This window comes from Glutamicibacter sp. FR1, from assembly GCF_047300825.1.
Taxonomy (GTDB): Bacteria; Actinomycetota; Actinomycetes; order Actinomycetales; family Micrococcaceae; genus Glutamicibacter; species Glutamicibacter nicotianae.
Window position 1 is genome coordinate 1835830 of the sequence record NZ_CP178602.1, and the last position, 16499, is coordinate 1852328.

General features: G+C 61.3%; 16 protein-coding genes. 5 read left to right on the forward strand and 11 right to left on the reverse strand.

Annotated elements, in window-relative coordinates:
- Positions 1 to 52: 52 nt before the first annotated feature.
- From yajC to pdxT, 6 genes are all read right to left on the reverse strand, one after another.
- Positions 53 to 463 (reverse strand): preprotein translocase subunit YajC, encoded by a 411-nt coding sequence (gene yajC / locus ACLQ8T_RS08885; RefSeq protein WP_223308723.1) that lies wholly within the window; start codon positions 461 to 463, stop codon positions 53 to 55.
- Between the two features lie 187 nt (positions 464 to 650).
- On the reverse strand, positions 651 to 1700 hold the full coding sequence (ruvB, locus tag ACLQ8T_RS08890; protein WP_128470234.1) for a Holliday junction branch migration DNA helicase RuvB: 1050 nt from the start codon (positions 1698 to 1700) through the stop codon (positions 651 to 653).
- A gap of 26 nt (positions 1701 to 1726) precedes the next feature.
- Positions 1727 to 2344 carry a Holliday junction branch migration protein RuvA gene (gene ruvA, locus ACLQ8T_RS08895; RefSeq protein WP_204722225.1) on the reverse strand — a complete coding sequence of 206 codons (618 nt, stop codon included), beginning with the start codon at positions 2342 to 2344 and terminating at the stop codon, positions 1727 to 1729.
- Between the two features lie 107 nt (positions 2345 to 2451).
- Complete coding sequence (gene ruvC / locus ACLQ8T_RS08900; protein ID WP_149596944.1) at positions 2452 to 3051, reverse strand: crossover junction endodeoxyribonuclease RuvC; 600 nt, start codon at positions 3049 to 3051, stop codon at positions 2452 to 2454.
- A 3-nt stretch (positions 3052 to 3054) separates the two neighbouring features.
- Complete coding sequence (locus ACLQ8T_RS08905; RefSeq protein ID WP_204722226.1) at positions 3055 to 3813, reverse strand: YebC/PmpR family DNA-binding transcriptional regulator; 759 nt, start codon at positions 3811 to 3813, stop codon at positions 3055 to 3057.
- 3 nt (positions 3814 to 3816) lie between these two features.
- Positions 3817 to 4428 carry a pyridoxal 5'-phosphate synthase glutaminase subunit PdxT gene (gene pdxT / locus ACLQ8T_RS08910; RefSeq protein ID WP_204723273.1) on the reverse strand — a complete coding sequence of 204 codons (612 nt, stop codon included), beginning with the start codon at positions 4426 to 4428 and terminating at the stop codon, positions 3817 to 3819.
- Positions 4429 to 4586: 158 nt separating this feature from the next.
- Between pdxT and ACLQ8T_RS08915 the strand changes: the two genes are divergently transcribed.
- Positions 4587 to 5420: an aldo/keto reductase gene (locus ACLQ8T_RS08915; RefSeq protein ID WP_413454447.1), complete on the forward strand. Its 834-nt coding sequence runs from the start codon at positions 4587 to 4589 to the stop codon at positions 5418 to 5420.
- Positions 5421 to 5461: 41 nt separating this feature from the next.
- Positions 5462 to 6097, forward strand: a complete 636-nt coding sequence (locus tag ACLQ8T_RS08920) for a DUF6226 family protein (protein WP_204722228.1) — start codon at positions 5462 to 5464, stop codon at positions 6095 to 6097.
- A gap of 5 nt (positions 6098 to 6102) precedes the next feature.
- Here ACLQ8T_RS08920 and ACLQ8T_RS08925 read toward each other — a convergent pair whose 3' ends face one another.
- Positions 6103 to 7308 carry a CapA family protein gene (locus ACLQ8T_RS08925; protein ID WP_413454448.1) on the reverse strand — a complete coding sequence of 402 codons (1206 nt, stop codon included), beginning with the start codon at positions 7306 to 7308 and terminating at the stop codon, positions 6103 to 6105.
- Positions 7309 to 7384: 76 nt separating this feature from the next.
- Between ACLQ8T_RS08925 and ACLQ8T_RS08930 the strand changes: the two genes are divergently transcribed.
- Both ACLQ8T_RS08930 and ACLQ8T_RS08935 read left to right on the forward strand, forming a co-directional pair.
- Positions 7385 to 9397 carry a M3 family metallopeptidase gene (locus ACLQ8T_RS08930; protein WP_204722230.1) on the forward strand — a complete coding sequence of 671 codons (2013 nt, stop codon included), beginning with the start codon at positions 7385 to 7387 and terminating at the stop codon, positions 9395 to 9397.
- The gene (locus tag ACLQ8T_RS08935) at positions 9397 to 10164 is read left to right on the forward strand and encodes a GNAT family N-acetyltransferase (protein WP_073706187.1); all 768 of its coding nucleotides are present in this window, start codon (positions 9397 to 9399) and stop codon (positions 10162 to 10164) included. Before ACLQ8T_RS08930 ends, ACLQ8T_RS08935 begins: the two co-directional genes overlap by 1 nt.
- Before the next feature lie 74 nt (positions 10165 to 10238).
- Here ACLQ8T_RS08935 and ACLQ8T_RS08940 read toward each other — a convergent pair whose 3' ends face one another.
- The gene (locus ACLQ8T_RS08940; RefSeq protein WP_204722231.1) at positions 10239 to 10799 is read right to left on the reverse strand and encodes a dihydrofolate reductase family protein; all 561 of its coding nucleotides are present in this window, start codon (positions 10797 to 10799) and stop codon (positions 10239 to 10241) included.
- 694 nt (positions 10800 to 11493) lie between these two features.
- Between ACLQ8T_RS08940 and ACLQ8T_RS08945 the strand changes: the two genes are divergently transcribed.
- Positions 11494 to 11703 (forward strand): hypothetical protein, encoded by a 210-nt coding sequence (locus ACLQ8T_RS08945; protein WP_338085776.1) that lies wholly within the window; start codon positions 11494 to 11496, stop codon positions 11701 to 11703.
- A gap of 548 nt (positions 11704 to 12251) precedes the next feature.
- Here the strand turns inward: ACLQ8T_RS08945 and pdxS are convergent.
- The 3 genes from pdxS to thrS form a co-directional block, all read right to left on the reverse strand.
- The gene (gene pdxS / locus ACLQ8T_RS08950) at positions 12252 to 13154 is read right to left on the reverse strand and encodes a pyridoxal 5'-phosphate synthase lyase subunit PdxS (protein WP_073706185.1); all 903 of its coding nucleotides are present in this window, start codon (positions 13152 to 13154) and stop codon (positions 12252 to 12254) included.
- Between the two features lie 731 nt (positions 13155 to 13885).
- On the reverse strand, positions 13886 to 14452 hold the full coding sequence (locus ACLQ8T_RS08955; RefSeq protein ID WP_413454449.1) for an HIT family protein: 567 nt from the start codon (positions 14450 to 14452) through the stop codon (positions 13886 to 13888).
- A gap of 23 nt (positions 14453 to 14475) precedes the next feature.
- Positions 14476 to 16491 (reverse strand): threonine--tRNA ligase, encoded by a 2016-nt coding sequence (gene thrS / locus ACLQ8T_RS08960; RefSeq protein ID WP_073706183.1) that lies wholly within the window; start codon positions 16489 to 16491, stop codon positions 14476 to 14478.
- Between the last annotated feature and the right edge of the window lie 8 nt (positions 16492 to 16499).

Genomic DNA, 16499 nt, shown 5'->3' on the forward strand with positions numbered 1-16499 from the left:
CTTTCTGATTCGGGTGGCTTGGCCTTCAGGCCACCGCTATGCTGCCCGGGACTTAGGCGTTTCGCTCGTCCTTGCCCTCGTCGTTCAAGCGACGCAGGGACTCTTCCGGGGTTTCGGTTGCGTTGGAGGGTGCTGCTGGTTCGTCGGCAGCGGCCGGGGCTGCCGCATCCTTGTCCAGGAAGGTGGCGATGGCCTGGCGGTGCAGGGTCAGCACCACGCCTGGCGAAACCTCAACCTGTACGCGATCCTCTGCGTCTACACCGACGACGGTGCCGAAGATGCCCGAGTTGGTCATCACCTTGGCGCCTGGCACGGTGTTGTTCTTCAGCTTCTCCTGCTGGGCGGCCTGCTTCTTGCGGCCGCGGAACATCATGAAGATCAGCACTGCAAACAGGGCGACCATCAGGATCAGCGAAGGGTTGAAGCCGCCACCAGCGGCCTGTGCGATTACGAGAGGATTCACGTATGTACCTGCTAACGATTCGTTGCGATTTGATCTGGAGTTCTGGGATGCCGCTGCGCCATTTTCTGGCGCGAAACAGCAAAGACGCCCCACCTTACCCTGAAATGGGCACAGGTCGGGCGTCTTTAGTCTAATGGGTCACGGTGAACCGGCAGGCCATTTACGCGGGCAGTGAAGTAATGCTTGCCTAATCCTCATCGTTTTCATAGCTTTGCGCACTGGCGAAGATGGCATCCTTGGGCATGGCCAAGCCCAGATGCTCCCAGGCCCCGGGCATGGCGATACGTCCTCGAGGAGTCCGGCCCATCAATCCTTCGCGCACCAGGTATGGCTCGGCGACGGTTTCGACGGTCTCGGTTTCTTCACCCACGGCAATAGCCAGGGTCGACAGGCCCACCGGTCCCCCGCCGAATTTCGTGCACAATGCTTCCAGCACACCGCGGTCCAGGCGATCCAGTCCACGCGCATCGACCTCGTACATGTCCAGGGCGGCAGCCGCAGCCTTGGCATCGATCTCTTCGAGCTTGTGCACCAGGGCCCAGTCGCGCACCCGGCGCAGCAGGCGGTTGGCGATACGCGGGGTGCCGCGGGAGCGCCCTGCGATCTCGGTGAACGCAGCTGAGGTCACGCTCAGATCCAGCATCATGGCCGAACGGCGCAGTACCAGCTCGAGTTCCTTGACCGCGTAGAACTCCAGGTGCCCGGTGAAGCCGAAGCGGTCGCGCAGCGGCCCGGGCAGCAGGCCCGCGCGCGTGGTGGCCCCGACGAGCGTGAAGGGCGGCAGCTCCAGGGGAATCGCGGTAGCGCCAGCTCCCTTGCCGACGACGATGTCTACGCGGAAGTCTTCCATTGCCATGTAGAGCATTTCCTCGGCGGGCCGGGACATGCGGTGGATTTCATCGAGGAACAGCACCTCGCCCTCGGTCAGCGAGGAGAGGATCGCAGCCAGGTCGCCGGCGTGCTGGATGGCCGGGCCGGATGAGATGCGCAATGGCGCGTTCATCTCAGCGGCGATAATCATCGACAAGGTGGTCTTGCCCAGCCCTGGCGGACCCGAGAGCAGTACGTGGTCCGCGGTGCGTTCGCGGATCTTGGCCGCTTCGAGCACCAGCGAGAGCTGCTGGCGCACCCGGGACTGGCCGACGAAGTCGTCAAGGTTCCGCGGGCGCAGGGCAGCTTCGATGACCCGTTCTTCGGGTTCGCTGCCGGCGTTCGTGAGCCCGGTGGAGTCATTCATGAAAAGTCGATCCTCTCGCAGACCGCTTAGACGCGGGTTCCGCTGGACATACTGCGCAGCGCGGCACGCAGGATTTCAGCGACGTTGCCTGTGGCTACGACATCCGGATCGGCCTTGGACAGCGATTTCAGGGTGCTCGTTGCATCCTTTTCGCTCCAGCCCAGTCCGGTCAGCGCCTCGATCACCTGCGGTTCCCAGACGCTGGCGGTATCGCCGCCGGACACCGGCGCAACAGGCGCGCCCGTCGGGACCAGCTTGCCGTTCAGTTCCAGCACGATCCGACTGGCGCCCTTGGGGCCAATGCCGGACACCTTGGTGAATGCGGCGGTGTCCTTCGTGTTCGCCGCGATGCGCACTTCTTCAGGAGAATGCACGGCCAGGATGGCCAGTCCGGTGCGCGGCCCGATGCCCGATACGGAGATCAGAACCTCGAAGACATCGCGCTCCTCAGCGGTGGCGAAGCCGAAAAGGGTCATCGAGTCCTCGCGCACCACCATGGAGGTGAAGACTGTTGCCTTGCGCCCTTGATGCAGGCCGGACAGCGTTCCGGGGGTGGCGTTGACCAGCATTCCGAAGCCGTTAACGTCAATCACCGCGGTGTTCAGGGCTACCGCCTGTACGGTGCCGGTCAATGAGCTGATCATGCCACTCCTTGGGATGTATGTTCGATCGAACCCAGTTTATCGAAGATACCTACGAATATCGATCCGCCGTGTTTCCCGGTGGGTCGAGGTTATTTCCCGGCCGCCGACTAGCGGCGCACCGCGCGCCGCTTGGCTGAAGCTTCGGCGGCGATCCATGCCTGCTGCGCACCTGTCAGCTGCGAGGACCCGCCGGCATGCACTGCAGAGGCCGAGGCGTTCGAGCCAGTGGCCGCACCGCGCCAGCCATGGGTGATCGCCAGGGCCACCGCGTCAGCGGCGTCGGCTGGCTTTGGCGGTTCATCAAGCCGGCAGATCTTGGCAATCATCTTGCCGATCGCCGCCTTGGTCGCTTGGCCGGAACCGGTCACCGCTGCCTTGACCTCCGTCGGTGTATGCAGCGCGACGGGGATGCCGCGTCGTGCCGCTGCGGTGATCACCACGCCGGTGACCTGGGCGGTGCCGATCACCGTGGAGACGTTCGCCGAAGCGAACACGCGTTCCAGGGCGAGCACGTCGGGCTGATGCTGGTCCAGCCACGCCTCGATCGCGTTGGCGATCGTCAAGAGCCGGGCATCGAGCGGGGTGCCCGGCGGGGTGCCGGCGACGGTGACGTCCACCAGCGAAACTTGCCTGTTTGCAGCGACGTCGACCACTGCAAGACCGCAACGGGTCAGGCCGGGGTCGACGCCGACAACACGTAAGGCCAAGCCCTACTGCTCTTCGTCCAATGCGGCGCGAACCTCATCGGAGAGATCTGCGTTGGTGTAGATGCCCTGGACGTCGTCCAGTTCTTCCAGCGCGTCGTAGAGCTTCAGGAATTTGCGGGCTCCGTCGACATCCAGGTCCACCTTCATCGACGGCAGGAATTCCATTTCGTCGGATTCGTAGGCGATATCGTTCTCGTCCAGCGCCGCTGCGACCGCGCGCAGGTCCGAAGGATCGCACACGATGGCGAAGTTCTCGTCCTCGTCCAGGATCTCGTCAGCACCGGCATCCAGCACGATCATCAGCAGGTCGTCTTCGGTCAGCTCACCCTTGGGCAGGCGCACGACGCCCTGGCGGTTGAACAGGTAGGCCACCGATCCCGGGTCGGCGACGGTGCCGCCATTGCGGGTGATGCCCACGCGAACCTCGGAGGCAGCGCGGTTCTTGTTGTCGGTCAGGCACTCGATCAGCAGCGCCGAGCCCTGCGGGCCGCGTGCTTCGTAGATGATCTCGGTGTAGTCGACGACCTCACCGGTCAGGCCAGCGCCACGCTTGATCGCGCGGTCGATGTTGTTGATCGGCACGGAGTTCTTCTTGGCCTTGCTGACGGCAAGTTCCAGCGCCGGGTTGCCGGACAAGTCGGCTCCGCCGGCACGGGCTGCAACTTCAATGCCCTTGATGAACTTGGCGAAGGCCTTGGCGCGCTTGGCGTCGATCGCCGCCTTCTTGTGCTTGGTAGTTGCCCATTTGGAGTGGCCTGACATGCTTTAAGCGTCTCCTCGCGTGAGATTGATGAAAAATTGATGGATAGCCGTGCTGCCGGTGACTTCCGGGTGAAAGCTGGTTGCCAACAATTTTCCCTGGCGTACTGCAACAATTCTACCCTGTCCGTCATTCGGCCCGGCTTGAACGGTGCTGATCACCTCGACGTCCGGGCCGATTTGCACGGCTTCCGGGGCGCGGATGAACACCGCTTCGAGAGTGTCCCCGTTGAAGTCCAGCTGGTGCTCGAACGAGTCGACCTGGCGCCCGAAGGCATTGCGCTTCACCGTCATGTCGATGCCGCCGAAGCTTTGCTGGACCGCGCCATCCCGCGCGATTGCAGGATTCTCAATGCGATCGGCCAGCATGATCATTCCAGCGCAGGAGCCGTAGACCGGCATCCCTTCGGCAATGCGATCCTTGATGGGATCGGCCAACCCGTAGTTACGGGAGAGCCGGTCAATTACGGAAGACTCGCCGCCGGGTAGCACCAGCGCGTCGACCTGCGCCAAATCCTCGACTGTACGCACCATTTGCGCACGTTGCCCAAGCCGTTCAAAAGAGGCCAGATGTTCGCGGAAATCCCCTTGCAGCGCGAGGACGCCTATTTTCGGCATGGTTGTAACCTTCATGGTGTTCGGTGGCTGGCGGCACGGAAATGCGCCGAAACAACGTTAAACCCATGGATGCCCTGCGCCGGTTTTGTTTCCCGGTGTGTCGTGAATTCTTCGATGCAACCTCCCGGCAGCCCGTGAAGCTTGGTAGCTTCGGGAACGTGATTGCTGATATTTCTTCCTTCGAACTTGCCGGTGGCGTGAGCATGCCTTCCGTTGGCTTGGGCACGTGGCCCATGCGCGGCCAGGAGGCGGTCACCGCGGTTCGTTCGGCCCTTGACGTCGGCTATCGCCGCGTGGACACGGCGGAGAACTATGAGAACGAGGACGCCGTCGGCCAGGCCTTGGCGCAGAGCAGGCTTGACCGCGATGAATTCTTCGTGACGACGAAGTTCAACAAGAAGTGGCATTCGGCCCAGGGAGTGCGCCAGGCGTTAGAGAATTCCCTGGCCCGCCTCGGCCTTGATTATGTGGACCTGTTCCTGATCCACTGGCCAAACCCGCAGCAGGACACCTACGTCGAAGCTTTCACGGAGCTGGTAATGCTCGTAGACGAAGGGAAAATGCGAGCTGCCGGAGTCTCGAACTTCAAGCCATACCAGTTGCAGAACATCCTGGAAGCAGGCCACAGGCCGGCGCTGAACCAGATCCAGGTGGATCCGGAGCGTCAAAGCGCCGAATGGCAAGCTTTCAATACGGAGCATGGCGTGCGGACCGAAGCCTATTCCCCATTGGGACGGCAGAAGTCCGACTTCCTTTCACATCCGACTCTGGCACAAATTTCCGGGGCGCATGGGAAGAGCAGCGCGCAGGTGACGCTCCGCTGGCATGTCCAGTCCGGGCGTGCGGCCGCACCGAAATCGGCCGATCCCCAGCGGCAGCGCGAGAACTTGGATATTTTCGATTTCCACCTCACGCAGGCAGAAATGGCCGCCATCGATGCCATGGATACCGGAGCCGGCCCCTTCACCGATTCGGACGAATTCGGGCATTAGGCCCTTACTGCCATGGTTTGACGCAACAGGAGGAACCGAGCATGCTCAGGGGCTACAAGCGGCCAGACATTAAATTCGCGGAGTACGTCGACGAGCTCGATACCCCAATCCCCTATGGCGAGCGTTGGAATGGGGAGCCGGATAGTGAAAGTTATTCGGTGACCGAACATCCGGAACGTTTTGCTCCCGTGCAGCAGGTAGCCCGGGCGTTGCTGAGCTGGATGCAGGAGCAATTCGAGGTGCGCTGCTTCGATGATCTCGGACTGGCCGCCGAACTGCGGATTCCGCCGGACACCGTGGTGAGTTCTGTCCGGATCCTTCCGGTGAATTCGCGCTGCGCTCCATTGGGCATGATCCTTACGACCTTTCCCGGGGTGCATCTGGAGCTCGGTGCGCTTTACCACGCGGTTTTCCCGACCTGCGGTTGCGACGCCTGCGATGAACACGTTCCCGAGATGATCGAGGAACTGGAAGCCCAGGTGGGGGCAGCCGTGTCCGGCGCGTTTCGCGAGTCCTTGGATATCGGCGCTGGCCGCCTCGTGCATCGTTTCGTTGCCAAGGAGACGGGATTCAGTGAGCAATCCGGCGGCCTCGATGACATATCGCCGGCCCAGCTGGCCAAAGCGCAAGCGATTCTGCCTCCAAACGGTGCATGGGAAGCGTGGCCCAGACGCTAGCTAGCTCAGTCCAGCGTCCACGCCTGCAGTCCATCCTCAAAGGCGCCATAGGCATTCACGGTGGCTTCACTGCGCTTCAGGGACGCTTGCCCATCAGCTTCCGGAACGCATCCATCAGCGTTGAAGACTTGGCACCACGCTACCGGCCCGTTCGACAACTGGTGCGGAACCCACCGCAAGTTGCTGACCTCCCATTCGCCAGGTTCGTCCTGGGTGAATGTTGCCTTCACGCTGATGCCTTCGCGGTTGAGAATGGTCGGCGTTGCATGCTTGGCCACAGAGTTTCCCAAACCGTAGACGATCCAGGTTCCGTCGTGCTTCTCAATGGGCAGGACCGAGTGGGTGTGGTGCATGTAGATGAAATCGAAGACGCCAGATTCTGCCAGGGCCTGGCCGAGTTTTCTTTGCGAGGCGGTCGGCTCGGTGGTGTATTCAGCTCCATCGTGCACGGCTGCCACCACGATGTCCGCTCCGGACTTGCGCGTTTCCCTGCCCCGGGTAATCAGCTCCTGCGCATCCACTCCGGTATCGACCTGCCAGTGAGCTGCTTCCGGCAGTCCGTTAAGCGAGTAAGTGCTGGTTACTACCCCGAGCTTCACCCCGTTTGTTTCCAGGATGGACGGTTTTTCGGAGTCCTTTTCGTTGCGGTAGGAGCCTGTCGCAAACAGCCCATTGGACTCCAGCGCATCGAGTGTTCGTTCGACTCCGGCCGTACCGGCATCGACCGTGTGATTGGTGGCAGTGGTGCATCCGTCGTAGCCAATGGCTTCGAGATCGGTGAGGATTTGTTCCGGGACGGTGAACCGCGGATACCCGGAATACGGAGGGATACCAATTGGTGTCTCCAGATTGCAAAGCGCGACATCTGCGTCCTGGACATAGGGGGCCAGGCCCGCCAGCAATGGGCTGAAATCGTAGTCCTCGCCATTGCCCGATTGTGCGCCAGCTGCCTTCTCGGCTTCATCCAATAGCTGAGGATGCAGCAAGACGTCTCCGGTGACCATCAGCGAGAGTTCTTCGGGACTCGACGGTGCGGCAGAGCTATCCTCCGTGGTTGGACTTGAAGCCGGATCCGATGAGGACTGAACGGAAGACTGCGGGGTTGCTGGTTCTTGATTGCTGCTCGGGATTGCAGAGCAGCCGCCAATCAGCAATGCGGCCATCAGCGTTGAACCAAGTGGAAGTAATGCGGACGGAGCACGTTGGGGCATGCATCGAGCCTAGCTCAGCTGGGCATGCGGGGTGTAAATGCAAGCTGAATCACTTTTTCCATGAAAACCTAGGCCTATGCAAAACCCTCTTCTGACTCCCAGCACCAGGCCCTACCAATGGCCAGCATTCGACCAGCTCACTGCTGAGCACTACCTGGAGGCGACCCGGATCGGCGCAGCCGAGCAGCGCGAAGAGCTGCAGCGCATAGTCGACGATACGCAGGAACCCACATTCGAGAACACATTCCTCGCTTTGGAAGCCAGCGGGCAGACCCTGCGCCGTGCGTTGATGACGTACTTCTCCGTGATTTCTGCCCATGGGACGGAAGATCTGCGGGCGATTCAATCAGAGATTTCATCGATCTGGTCCGAGCAGGAAGATGAGATCTACCTGAACCAAACCTTGTATTCGCGTTTACAAGCCTTGGATTGTGCGAGCCTCCAGGGTGAAGACGCCCGCTTAGCGGATCAAACTTTGAAGAATTTCCAATTGGCCGGGGCGGGCTTGGGCGATGCCGAAAAGGATCGCCTGAAGGCACTGAACGCGAAGCTGGCCGAACTTTCAACGCAGTTCGCTGACCTCGTGCTGAAGAATCAGAACGCCCATGCGGTGCACTTCGAGGATGCTGCGGAACTCGACGGCCTGTCCGGTCCAGCCATCGAGTCGGCAGCGGAGACGGCGAAGCAAGCAGGCCACGCGTCGGGCTACCTGCTGGCGTTGGTTTCTCCGACCCAGCAGCCGGTTCTGGAGTCGCTGTCCTCAAGCGAGTCCCGCCGCAAGGTGTTCAACGCATCAATGAGCCGTGGCACCGAGGAAAACGCGACAATTCACATTGCCGCCGAAATGGCGCAGCTTCGTGCCGAACGCGCCGCGCTGCTCGGATTCGCCAATCATGCCGAAACCGTGCTCGCCCAAGCCACCGCCCCTTCCACCGCTGCGGTGGAAGAGCGCCTCGCCGAACTGACGAAAGCTGCCACCGCAAACGCCCGGAGGGAAGCTGAGGTGCTCGGTGAGATTGCCGGTGCTGAAATCAACGCGTGGGATTGGAAATACTTCTCCAATCAGGTCCTGCGTGATCAGTACTCGGTGGATTCCGAAGCGCTGCGCAACTACTTCGAGTTGGACCGGGTGCTCATCGATGGGGTCTTCGCGACGGCTACCAAGCTATTCGGCATCACCTTCCAGGAACGGTTCGACCTGCCTGCCTACCACCCGGACGTTCGGGTCTTCGAAGTCTTCGACGCCGATGGCAAGCCTTTGGCGCTCTACACCGGAGACTATCTGGCCCGTGACACGAAGAAGGGCGGCGCGTGGATGACCAGCCTGCGCGATGCCGCTTCATTCCTGGAAGAACGACCGATCGTCACCAACACCTTGAACATCACCCCGCCTGCGCCTGGTGATCCAATCCTGCTGTCCATGGATGAGGCAAATACGCTCTTCCATGAGTTCGGCCACGCGCTGCACGGCATGTTCTCCAGTGGAAAATACGCTTCTCTTGCCGGCACCTCGGTCCCGCGCGACTTCGTGGAGTTCCCTTCCCAAGTCAACGAGATGTGGATGCTCCACGAGGATGTCGTCACCGGTTATGCAGTCCACCACCAGAGCGGCGAAGCGTTGAGCGAGGCGCTGATCGAGAAGATCCGCGCAGCTTCGCTATGGGGCCAGGGTTTTGCAACCACCGAGTACCTGGCTGCCAGCGTGCTCGACTGGGCCTGGCATACCATCAGCGCCGGGACCGTTATCGCCGATCCGCTGCAGTTCGAACAAGACGTGCTTCAGCAAGCCGGCTTCGATACCGAGCTGATTCCGCCTCGTTACCGCACCGGTTATTTCCAGCACATTTTCGCCAATGGATACTCCGCTGGCTACTACTCCTACATCTGGAGTGAGGTGCTCGATGCCGACACTGTGCAGTGGTTCGAGGAAAATGGCGGCTTAATGCGCGAAAATGGTAATCGGTTCCGTGAGGAACTGCTGTCGCGCGGCAATACGCGCGATCCCCTTGAGTCCTACGAGTTATTCCGCGGCCGCACCGCAGTGGTTGAACCGTTGCTGCGCCGTCGAGGATTGGTGAACGCAGAATAATGACCACTATTGCCTCCGCACAGGAAGCGCTAAGCCACTGGCACCAGGCACTGGCAGTAGCCACCGGCGGCAAAATCTTTACCACCCACGGATGCTCATGGGCCTGGCAGCCGGTACGCAAGCGCCTGATTCTGTTGTTTCCTGAGCAGCCGGAGCAGGCTGGCCTGCGCCCGGCGCTGGCCGAGGGCCACCGGCTAGGCGCCCGGCGCGTGGAAGCATGGGTCAACTCAGGCGCCCACTCGGATGAGCTGAAGGCAGCAGGATTCTCCGATAATGCACAAGTCTCATGGCATGCTGGCCCGTTGGCCATTCCCATGGATCGCTGGAACGGAAAGATCCGTTTGGGCAATAATGTGCCTGAGGCCTCCGGCGCTGATGCGGCCGAACTGAACGTGACGAACCTGTGGCGCGAGACCAGTACCCAGCTATCCAGCGGGCATCCGGCCTTGCGTCGTGTTGAGCATGCCTTGGCTCGCACCGACGAGGGAGAGATCGTCGGCCGGGGCTTTGCCCAGCAGGGCCTGAACGGACAGCTCATGGTGCATGCCCTAGCTGTAGGCAAGGAACATCGCCGCCATGGCATTGGCACCGCCTTGCTGCACGGCCTGTCGCGTTCCATGATCAATCCGCTGTCGCCTCCAGACGACGAGGTGCCGCAGGAGCTGCTCGCAGCGGCCACGCCGTCCAGCGCCGACTTCTTCAGCGCCAATGGGCTCAAGCTTCTTGGTCGCGGACGCCACATGGTGTTGCGCTCGTGGAACCAGTAGCGAACAGCTAAAACGGCGGGAACTTGACTGGCCACCGAATTTTCCGGTGGCCAGTCGAGTCTTTTAAAACTTGTTCACTTGGTTGGAAGGACCCGGTAGACGAGGCGGGCAAATGGCCCGGCTTTCCTTGCTTCTGCCAGTTCCAACCGGTCACTGCCAATGCTGCGCGGTAGCAATGCGGCTCCTGCAGACAATGCTGCTGGGGCAACAGTCAACGCCAGGGTGTCGAGTGCGTCAAGATCCAGGAACTGTCCCAGCAGCTCTCCTCCGCCGAGCACCCAGATGTTCTTCTCCCCCGCGGCCTCGCGGATTTCAGGCAAGAATTCTCCGACCGCACCATTGACCAAGCGGACGTCAGCGCCCTCGGGAATTGGCAGGTCCCGCGAGGTGAAAACATACGTGGTGATCCCCCGATAATATTCCTGCCACTTCTGCGGGTTCTCGATGAACTGCTCGTTCTTGATCAGCCATAGGTAGGTATTCGCTCCTTCCACATGCACGCCGACATTCTTGGGCAGCAGGTCCGGGTCGGGGTCTTGGGCCCCCGGAACATCGAAGAGCCATTGCAGGCTATAGTTTTCATCTGCCAGAAAGCCGTTGAGGGTGACAGCTGCGTCGAAAATGATCTGGCCCATGCTCTCTAGTCTGCCATGTCCGGAGCACTATAAGTACGACTCCACTGGGATCAATTCGCGCTTGCGCCACGCAAGTTCCGTGACGGACGATAATGCTCGAACGCCAAGCCATCGACAACGAAGGTGTAGTGTGCCTGCTCAGCGATGGCCCCACTCGAGACCGGCACATGGGCCTTGACGTACACAAAACAATCTGCGCCGCCGAATGCCGCACCTCGGGTTGATATCTGCCGGCAGCGCCTGATCGGCATCTCCGAGCTTTAGCCCAATGCACGTGGTTGGTACACACCAGTGCGACCAGCAGCAAGGTCTGATCGAATTCTCAATCGGCATTTTCTGCTTGGCTCGACCCGAGAACTCGTCTCCGATCGCGGGAATTCGACCTACGGTCACCAATCGCCCATCTTCTAGGCTTTCGAATACATTCCGAATAGCCTTGAAATATATCCATCCCAGCTGAGCCTCCAACCCGGACTAGGCGCTCCTCGGATCTGAGCAAGCACTCACCCGAGGTCTTCGCCGAGGCGGAAGAACATCCAGTCACGGTAACCCGTCGTGACGGGGAGACACTGGTGCTGATGTCACAGCGGGAGGCCGATGGACGCGCCTGTCTACTGCACTTTGCTGCGCAATTGATCATCGTACCCCTCGACGACCGGGGTACCCTGGCTGAGCGCATGAGCCAGAACTTCCCATGGTGCTTGCCCAGTCGCCTGCTGATCGCGAGTCCTGTGCGCAGGAGCTTGTCGATGCTGCTCGGGCCTCATTCTCCACCAACCAGCTTCAATTGGCGATCTCGGAGCTGACCTCATGGAAAGAGACTGCTACGGCAGTCGCCGCGGGACTCGGCAGCGCCGATCTTGAGTGGCTCGATGACGTTGAGATCGCCGTGGAGCGCCCCTGATCGTGGCTGCTGCCAAGAAGGGGAATCTGGTCCCCGGCCTCCGAAGAAGGTCGGATACGAGATCCGCTTCGCTACCACCGATGCCCAGAAAGGATGGCGGGAACTGGTTGAGGCGATCTGAAATCCAATGTCGGACGCCTGGGACTTCCTCGCACGCAAACCCTAAGCCACCACTCCGACGAATTATCGGCTGAAAGGTGAACTCGGGACGGTCAAACGCGGTGGTCGATCCATGAGAGGTGGCAGCATAAGGCTGGTGCGACGGGTACCGCTCGGATCTGGTTCTACGTGAGTGGCCATATGGTGTCCTTGGAACAGGTGCACACCATTCATCGAAACGAGACGAACTAACTTCGAGCGGTGGCATACGCCGCGTCCGTTCCAGCGGTCAGCAATTGCCGGACTCGATTAGAACCTGGACATAGTTCTATCCAGACGCCGCTCCTGCACGGGTAAATGGTTGGGCCTCTGACCAGCAACCGGTCGCAAAGGCCCACGCCACCGAGAAGTTCGGTAGCGTGGACCTTTAGCACTTATGGAGTCAGGGCTTACCAGCCGCGCTCAGCCAAGCGGTGTGGCACCGGCACGTCGGCGACGTTGATGCCGACCATCGCCTCGCCCAGGCCGCGAGAGATCTTGGCCAGCTCGTCCGGGTTGTCGAAGAAGGTGGTGGCCTTCACGATGGCTTCGGCACGCTGCACCGGGTTGCCGGACTTGAAGATGCCCGAGCCGACGAACACGCCGTCGGCGCCCAGCTGCATCATCATCGCGGCGTCGGCCGGGGTGGCGATGCCTCCAGCGGTGAACAGCACGACCGGCAGCTTGCCGTTGGCGGCGACTTCCTTGACCAGTTCGTATGGAGCCTGCAATTCCTTGGCTGCAACATACAGCTCGTCCTCTGGCAGGGCGGACAGCTTGGCGATCTCTGCACGGATCTTGCGCATGTGGCCGGTGGCGTTGGAGACGTCGCCGGTGCCGGCTTCGCCCTTGGAGCGGATCATTGCAGCGCCCTCGTTGATGCGGCGCAGGGCCTCACCGAGGTTGGTGGCACCGCAGACGAATGGCACCGTGAACGGCTGCTTGTCGATGTGGTTCTCGTAGTCGGCTGGCGAGAGGACCTCGGACTCGTCGATGTAGTCGACGCCCAGGGACTGCAGGATCTGCGCCTCGACGAAGTGGCCGATGCGGGCCTTGGCCATGACCGGGATGGAGACCTCGGCAATGATGCCGTCGATCATGTCCGGGTCGCTCATGCGCGAGACGCCACCCTGGGCACGGATGTCGGCGGGAACGCGCTCCAGCGCCATGACTGCCACGGCACCGGCGTCTTCTGCGATACGTGCCTGCTCCGGGGTGACTACGTCCATGATGACACCGCCCTTGAGCATTTCGGCCATGCCGCGCTTGACGCGGTCCGAACCGACGACGGAGTTCTGGTTGTTCGTAGACATGGAGGAATGGTTCCTTTCGACACTGCGGTGACTCGTTTTGCCCCAGAATTTCAGGGTTTTAAGCGAGGTGGTACGCCAGTAATCGTAGAATCGCTTTGCTTTATTACCTCACGTGTTGCGTCACAATACAGCACCGGGAGACTTGTCTACCGATCAGAGGTTAGTGCGTAACATAGTCTTTCGACACAAATGTACTAGTCAAACATATTTTAGGCACGTAGTTGAGGGTTTGCTTCCAGTACCTCAGCCACAGCCCCTTTTGCCGCCCCTTCACCCGCGTCATATTCCCCGGCATCCCATCGCACCGCTTCATCGGACATGCATCGCACTAGGCTCATGCCTCTTTGAATCGTTGCAGCCGCTTCCCGCAGTTATCAGGCATCGCCCAAGAGCCGCGTGGTCCAGGCGCGGGTATAAGACGGATCCGGGTCGTCGACACGTTCTTGGATGCCTGCGAGGCATTCCGCGAACTCATCAATCCCAGGGTTCCCCGTTTCCATGACCTGAAGCCGCGCGCGATCATCTGCCGGACAGCGCCCAAGAGCCCTAGATGGTATTGGGACTCGCTCTGCGCCTCGACCGCGAGGCGTTGCGCCAAGTTTCCGCAACTATCTACGAGACACTGCTTTGATTCAGGCCCGCATCGCGATTCTCGCGTTAAAATCGCGTTAAAAACCAGTGGCCCAGCAGGACATATTGATGTCCTGCTGGGCCCGCGAGCCGGCTAATGCCTAATTCGGTGTTTCGCTGTCCCATGCCTCGGCAATGGCGCTGCGAACCTCGGAGAGGGTCTGCGGGATCGCCTTGGTCTGCGCGATGATCGGGAAGAAGTTCCCGTCGCCATTCCAGCGGGGCACGATGTGCTGGTGAAGGTGGGCGGCGATGCCGGCTCCCCCGGCTTCGCCCTGGTTCATGCCCAGGTTGAAGCCGGCAGGGTTGGACACCTTGCGCAGCACACGCATGGACTGCTGCGCCAGCGCCGCCATTTCCGCCGTCTCCTCGACCGTGATGTCGGTGTAGTTCGGCACGTGGCGGTACGGGCAGACCAGCAGGTGGCCGGGGTTGTACGGGAACAGGTTCAGGATCACGTAGCAGGTTTTGCCACGGTGGACGATCAGCGCCTGTTCGTCGGTACGGCCGGGACCTGCGCAGAATGGGCAGCTGGCCTCATCCTTGACCTGGTCCTGCCCGCCCTTGATATAGGCCATCCGGTAGGGAGTCCACAGGCGCTGGAACGAATCCGGCACTCCGGCGAGTTCGAAGTCGTCGGTGACGGACTGGTCTGCGTGTTCCTGCATGCTCAATGGACTCCCTGTCCGAACTAGTTGTTGTTGTCGCGGTTCTTGATGGCTTCAACGATGCGGGCTACCGCATCATCGATGGGCACCTGGTTTTCCTGGCTGCCGTCGCGGAAGCGGAAGGACACGGCGTTCGCATCAGCATCTTCGCCGCCGGCGATGAGCACGAATGGAATCTTGTCCTTGGACGCGTTGCGGATCTTCTTCGGGAAGCGGTCCGACGAGTCATCCAGTTCCACGCGGACGCCCTGCGCCTTGAGCTTGGCGACAACCTCTTCGAGGTAGCCGTTGAAGGCCTCGGCCACCGGGATCGCGCGAACCTGCACCGGCGAGAGCCATGCCGGGAAGGCGCCGGCGTAGTGCTCGGTGAGCACGCCAAGGAAACGCTCGATGGAGCCGAACTTCGCGGCGTGGATCATCACCGGTTCCTGGCGGGTTCCGTCGGCAGCCTGGTACTCCAGGCCGAAGCGTGCCGGCTGGTTGAAGTCATACTGCACGGTGCCCATTTGCCAGGTGCGGCCGATGGCGTCCTTGGCCTGGACCGAGATCTTCGGCCCGTAGAACGCTGCACCACCCGGGTCGGCAACCAGCTCGACGCCGGATTCGGTGGCCACGCGCTCAAGCACCGCGGTGGCTTCCGCCCACTGCTCGTCGGTGCCGATGAACTTGTCCGACTCCGGATCGCGGGTGGACAGCTCCAGGTAGAAGTCGTCCATGCCGAAGTCCTTGAGCAGCGAGAGCATGAAGTTCAGCAGGTGCTCGACCTCGGCTGGGGCCTGCTCCTTGGTGACGTAGGAGTGCGAGTCATCTTGTGCGAAACCGCGCACACGGGTCAGGCCGTGAACCACGCCGGACTTCTCGTAGCGGTAGACGTGGCCGAACTCGAACAGGCGCAGCGGCAGTTCGCGGTAGCTGCGTCCGCGGCCGCGGAAGATCAGGTTGTGCATCGGGCAGTTCATCGCCTTCAGGCGGTATTCCTGGCCCTGCTTGGTGATGTTGCCGTCTTCGTCGCGCTCCTCGTCGATGTGCAGCGCCGGGAACATGGTGTCCGCGTAGTACGGCAGGTGGCCCGAGGTGTGGAACAGCCCGTCCTTGGAGATGTGCGGGGTGCCCACGTACTGGAAGCCCTCTTCGACGTGGCGGTCGCGCACGTAGTCTTCCATCTCGCGCTTGATGATGCCGCCCTTGGGGTGGAACACCGGCAGACCCGAGCCCAGCTCGTCCGGGAAGGAGAACAAGTCCAGCTCGGCGCCGAGCTTGCGGTGATCGCGGCGCTCGGCCTCGGCCAGTCGCTCCTGGTAGGCCTTGAGGTCTTCCTTGGTTGGCCAGGCGGTGCCGTAGATGCGCTGCAGCTGCTTGTTCTTCTCGCTGCCCAGCCAGTACGCGGCGGCCGAGCGGGTCAGTGCGAACGCGTTCTTGATCAGCTTCGTGTTCGGCAGGTGCGGGCCGCGGCACAGGTCCTTCCAGACGGTGTCGCCGGACTTGCGGTCGACGTTGTCGTAGATGGTGGTCTCGCCGGCGGCGACCTCGACGGTCACGCCTTCGCCGGAGGTGTCCGCGGAGTCGGCCTTGGCCAGCAGCTCGCATTTGTATGGCTCGTTGGCCATCTCGGCCTTGGCTTCCGCTGGGGATACTTCGCGGCGGACGAAGAGCTGGTTCTGGTTGATGATCTTCTGCATCATCTTTTCCAGCTGCTTGAGGTCTTCCGGCGTGAACGGTTCTTCGACGTCGAAGTCGAAGTAGAAACCATCGGTGATGTACGGGCCGATGCCCAGCTTGGAATCCGGGCGCAGCTGCTGCACAGCCTGGGCCATCACGTGGGCGGTCGAGTGGCGCAGCACCTCCAATCCTTCTGGATCGTTGATGGTTACGCGGGTGACAGTGGTTCCGGCTTCCAGTTCGCGGGCCAGGTCGCGCAGTACGCCATCGACGTGCATGACAACCACGTCCTTGTCATTGGCGAAATGCTGCAGACCGGTCGTTCCCGCGTCCACCTGTACCTGCTCGCCGTCAATGGTGAGAGTCAGCTGCTCGCTCATGAGATCGG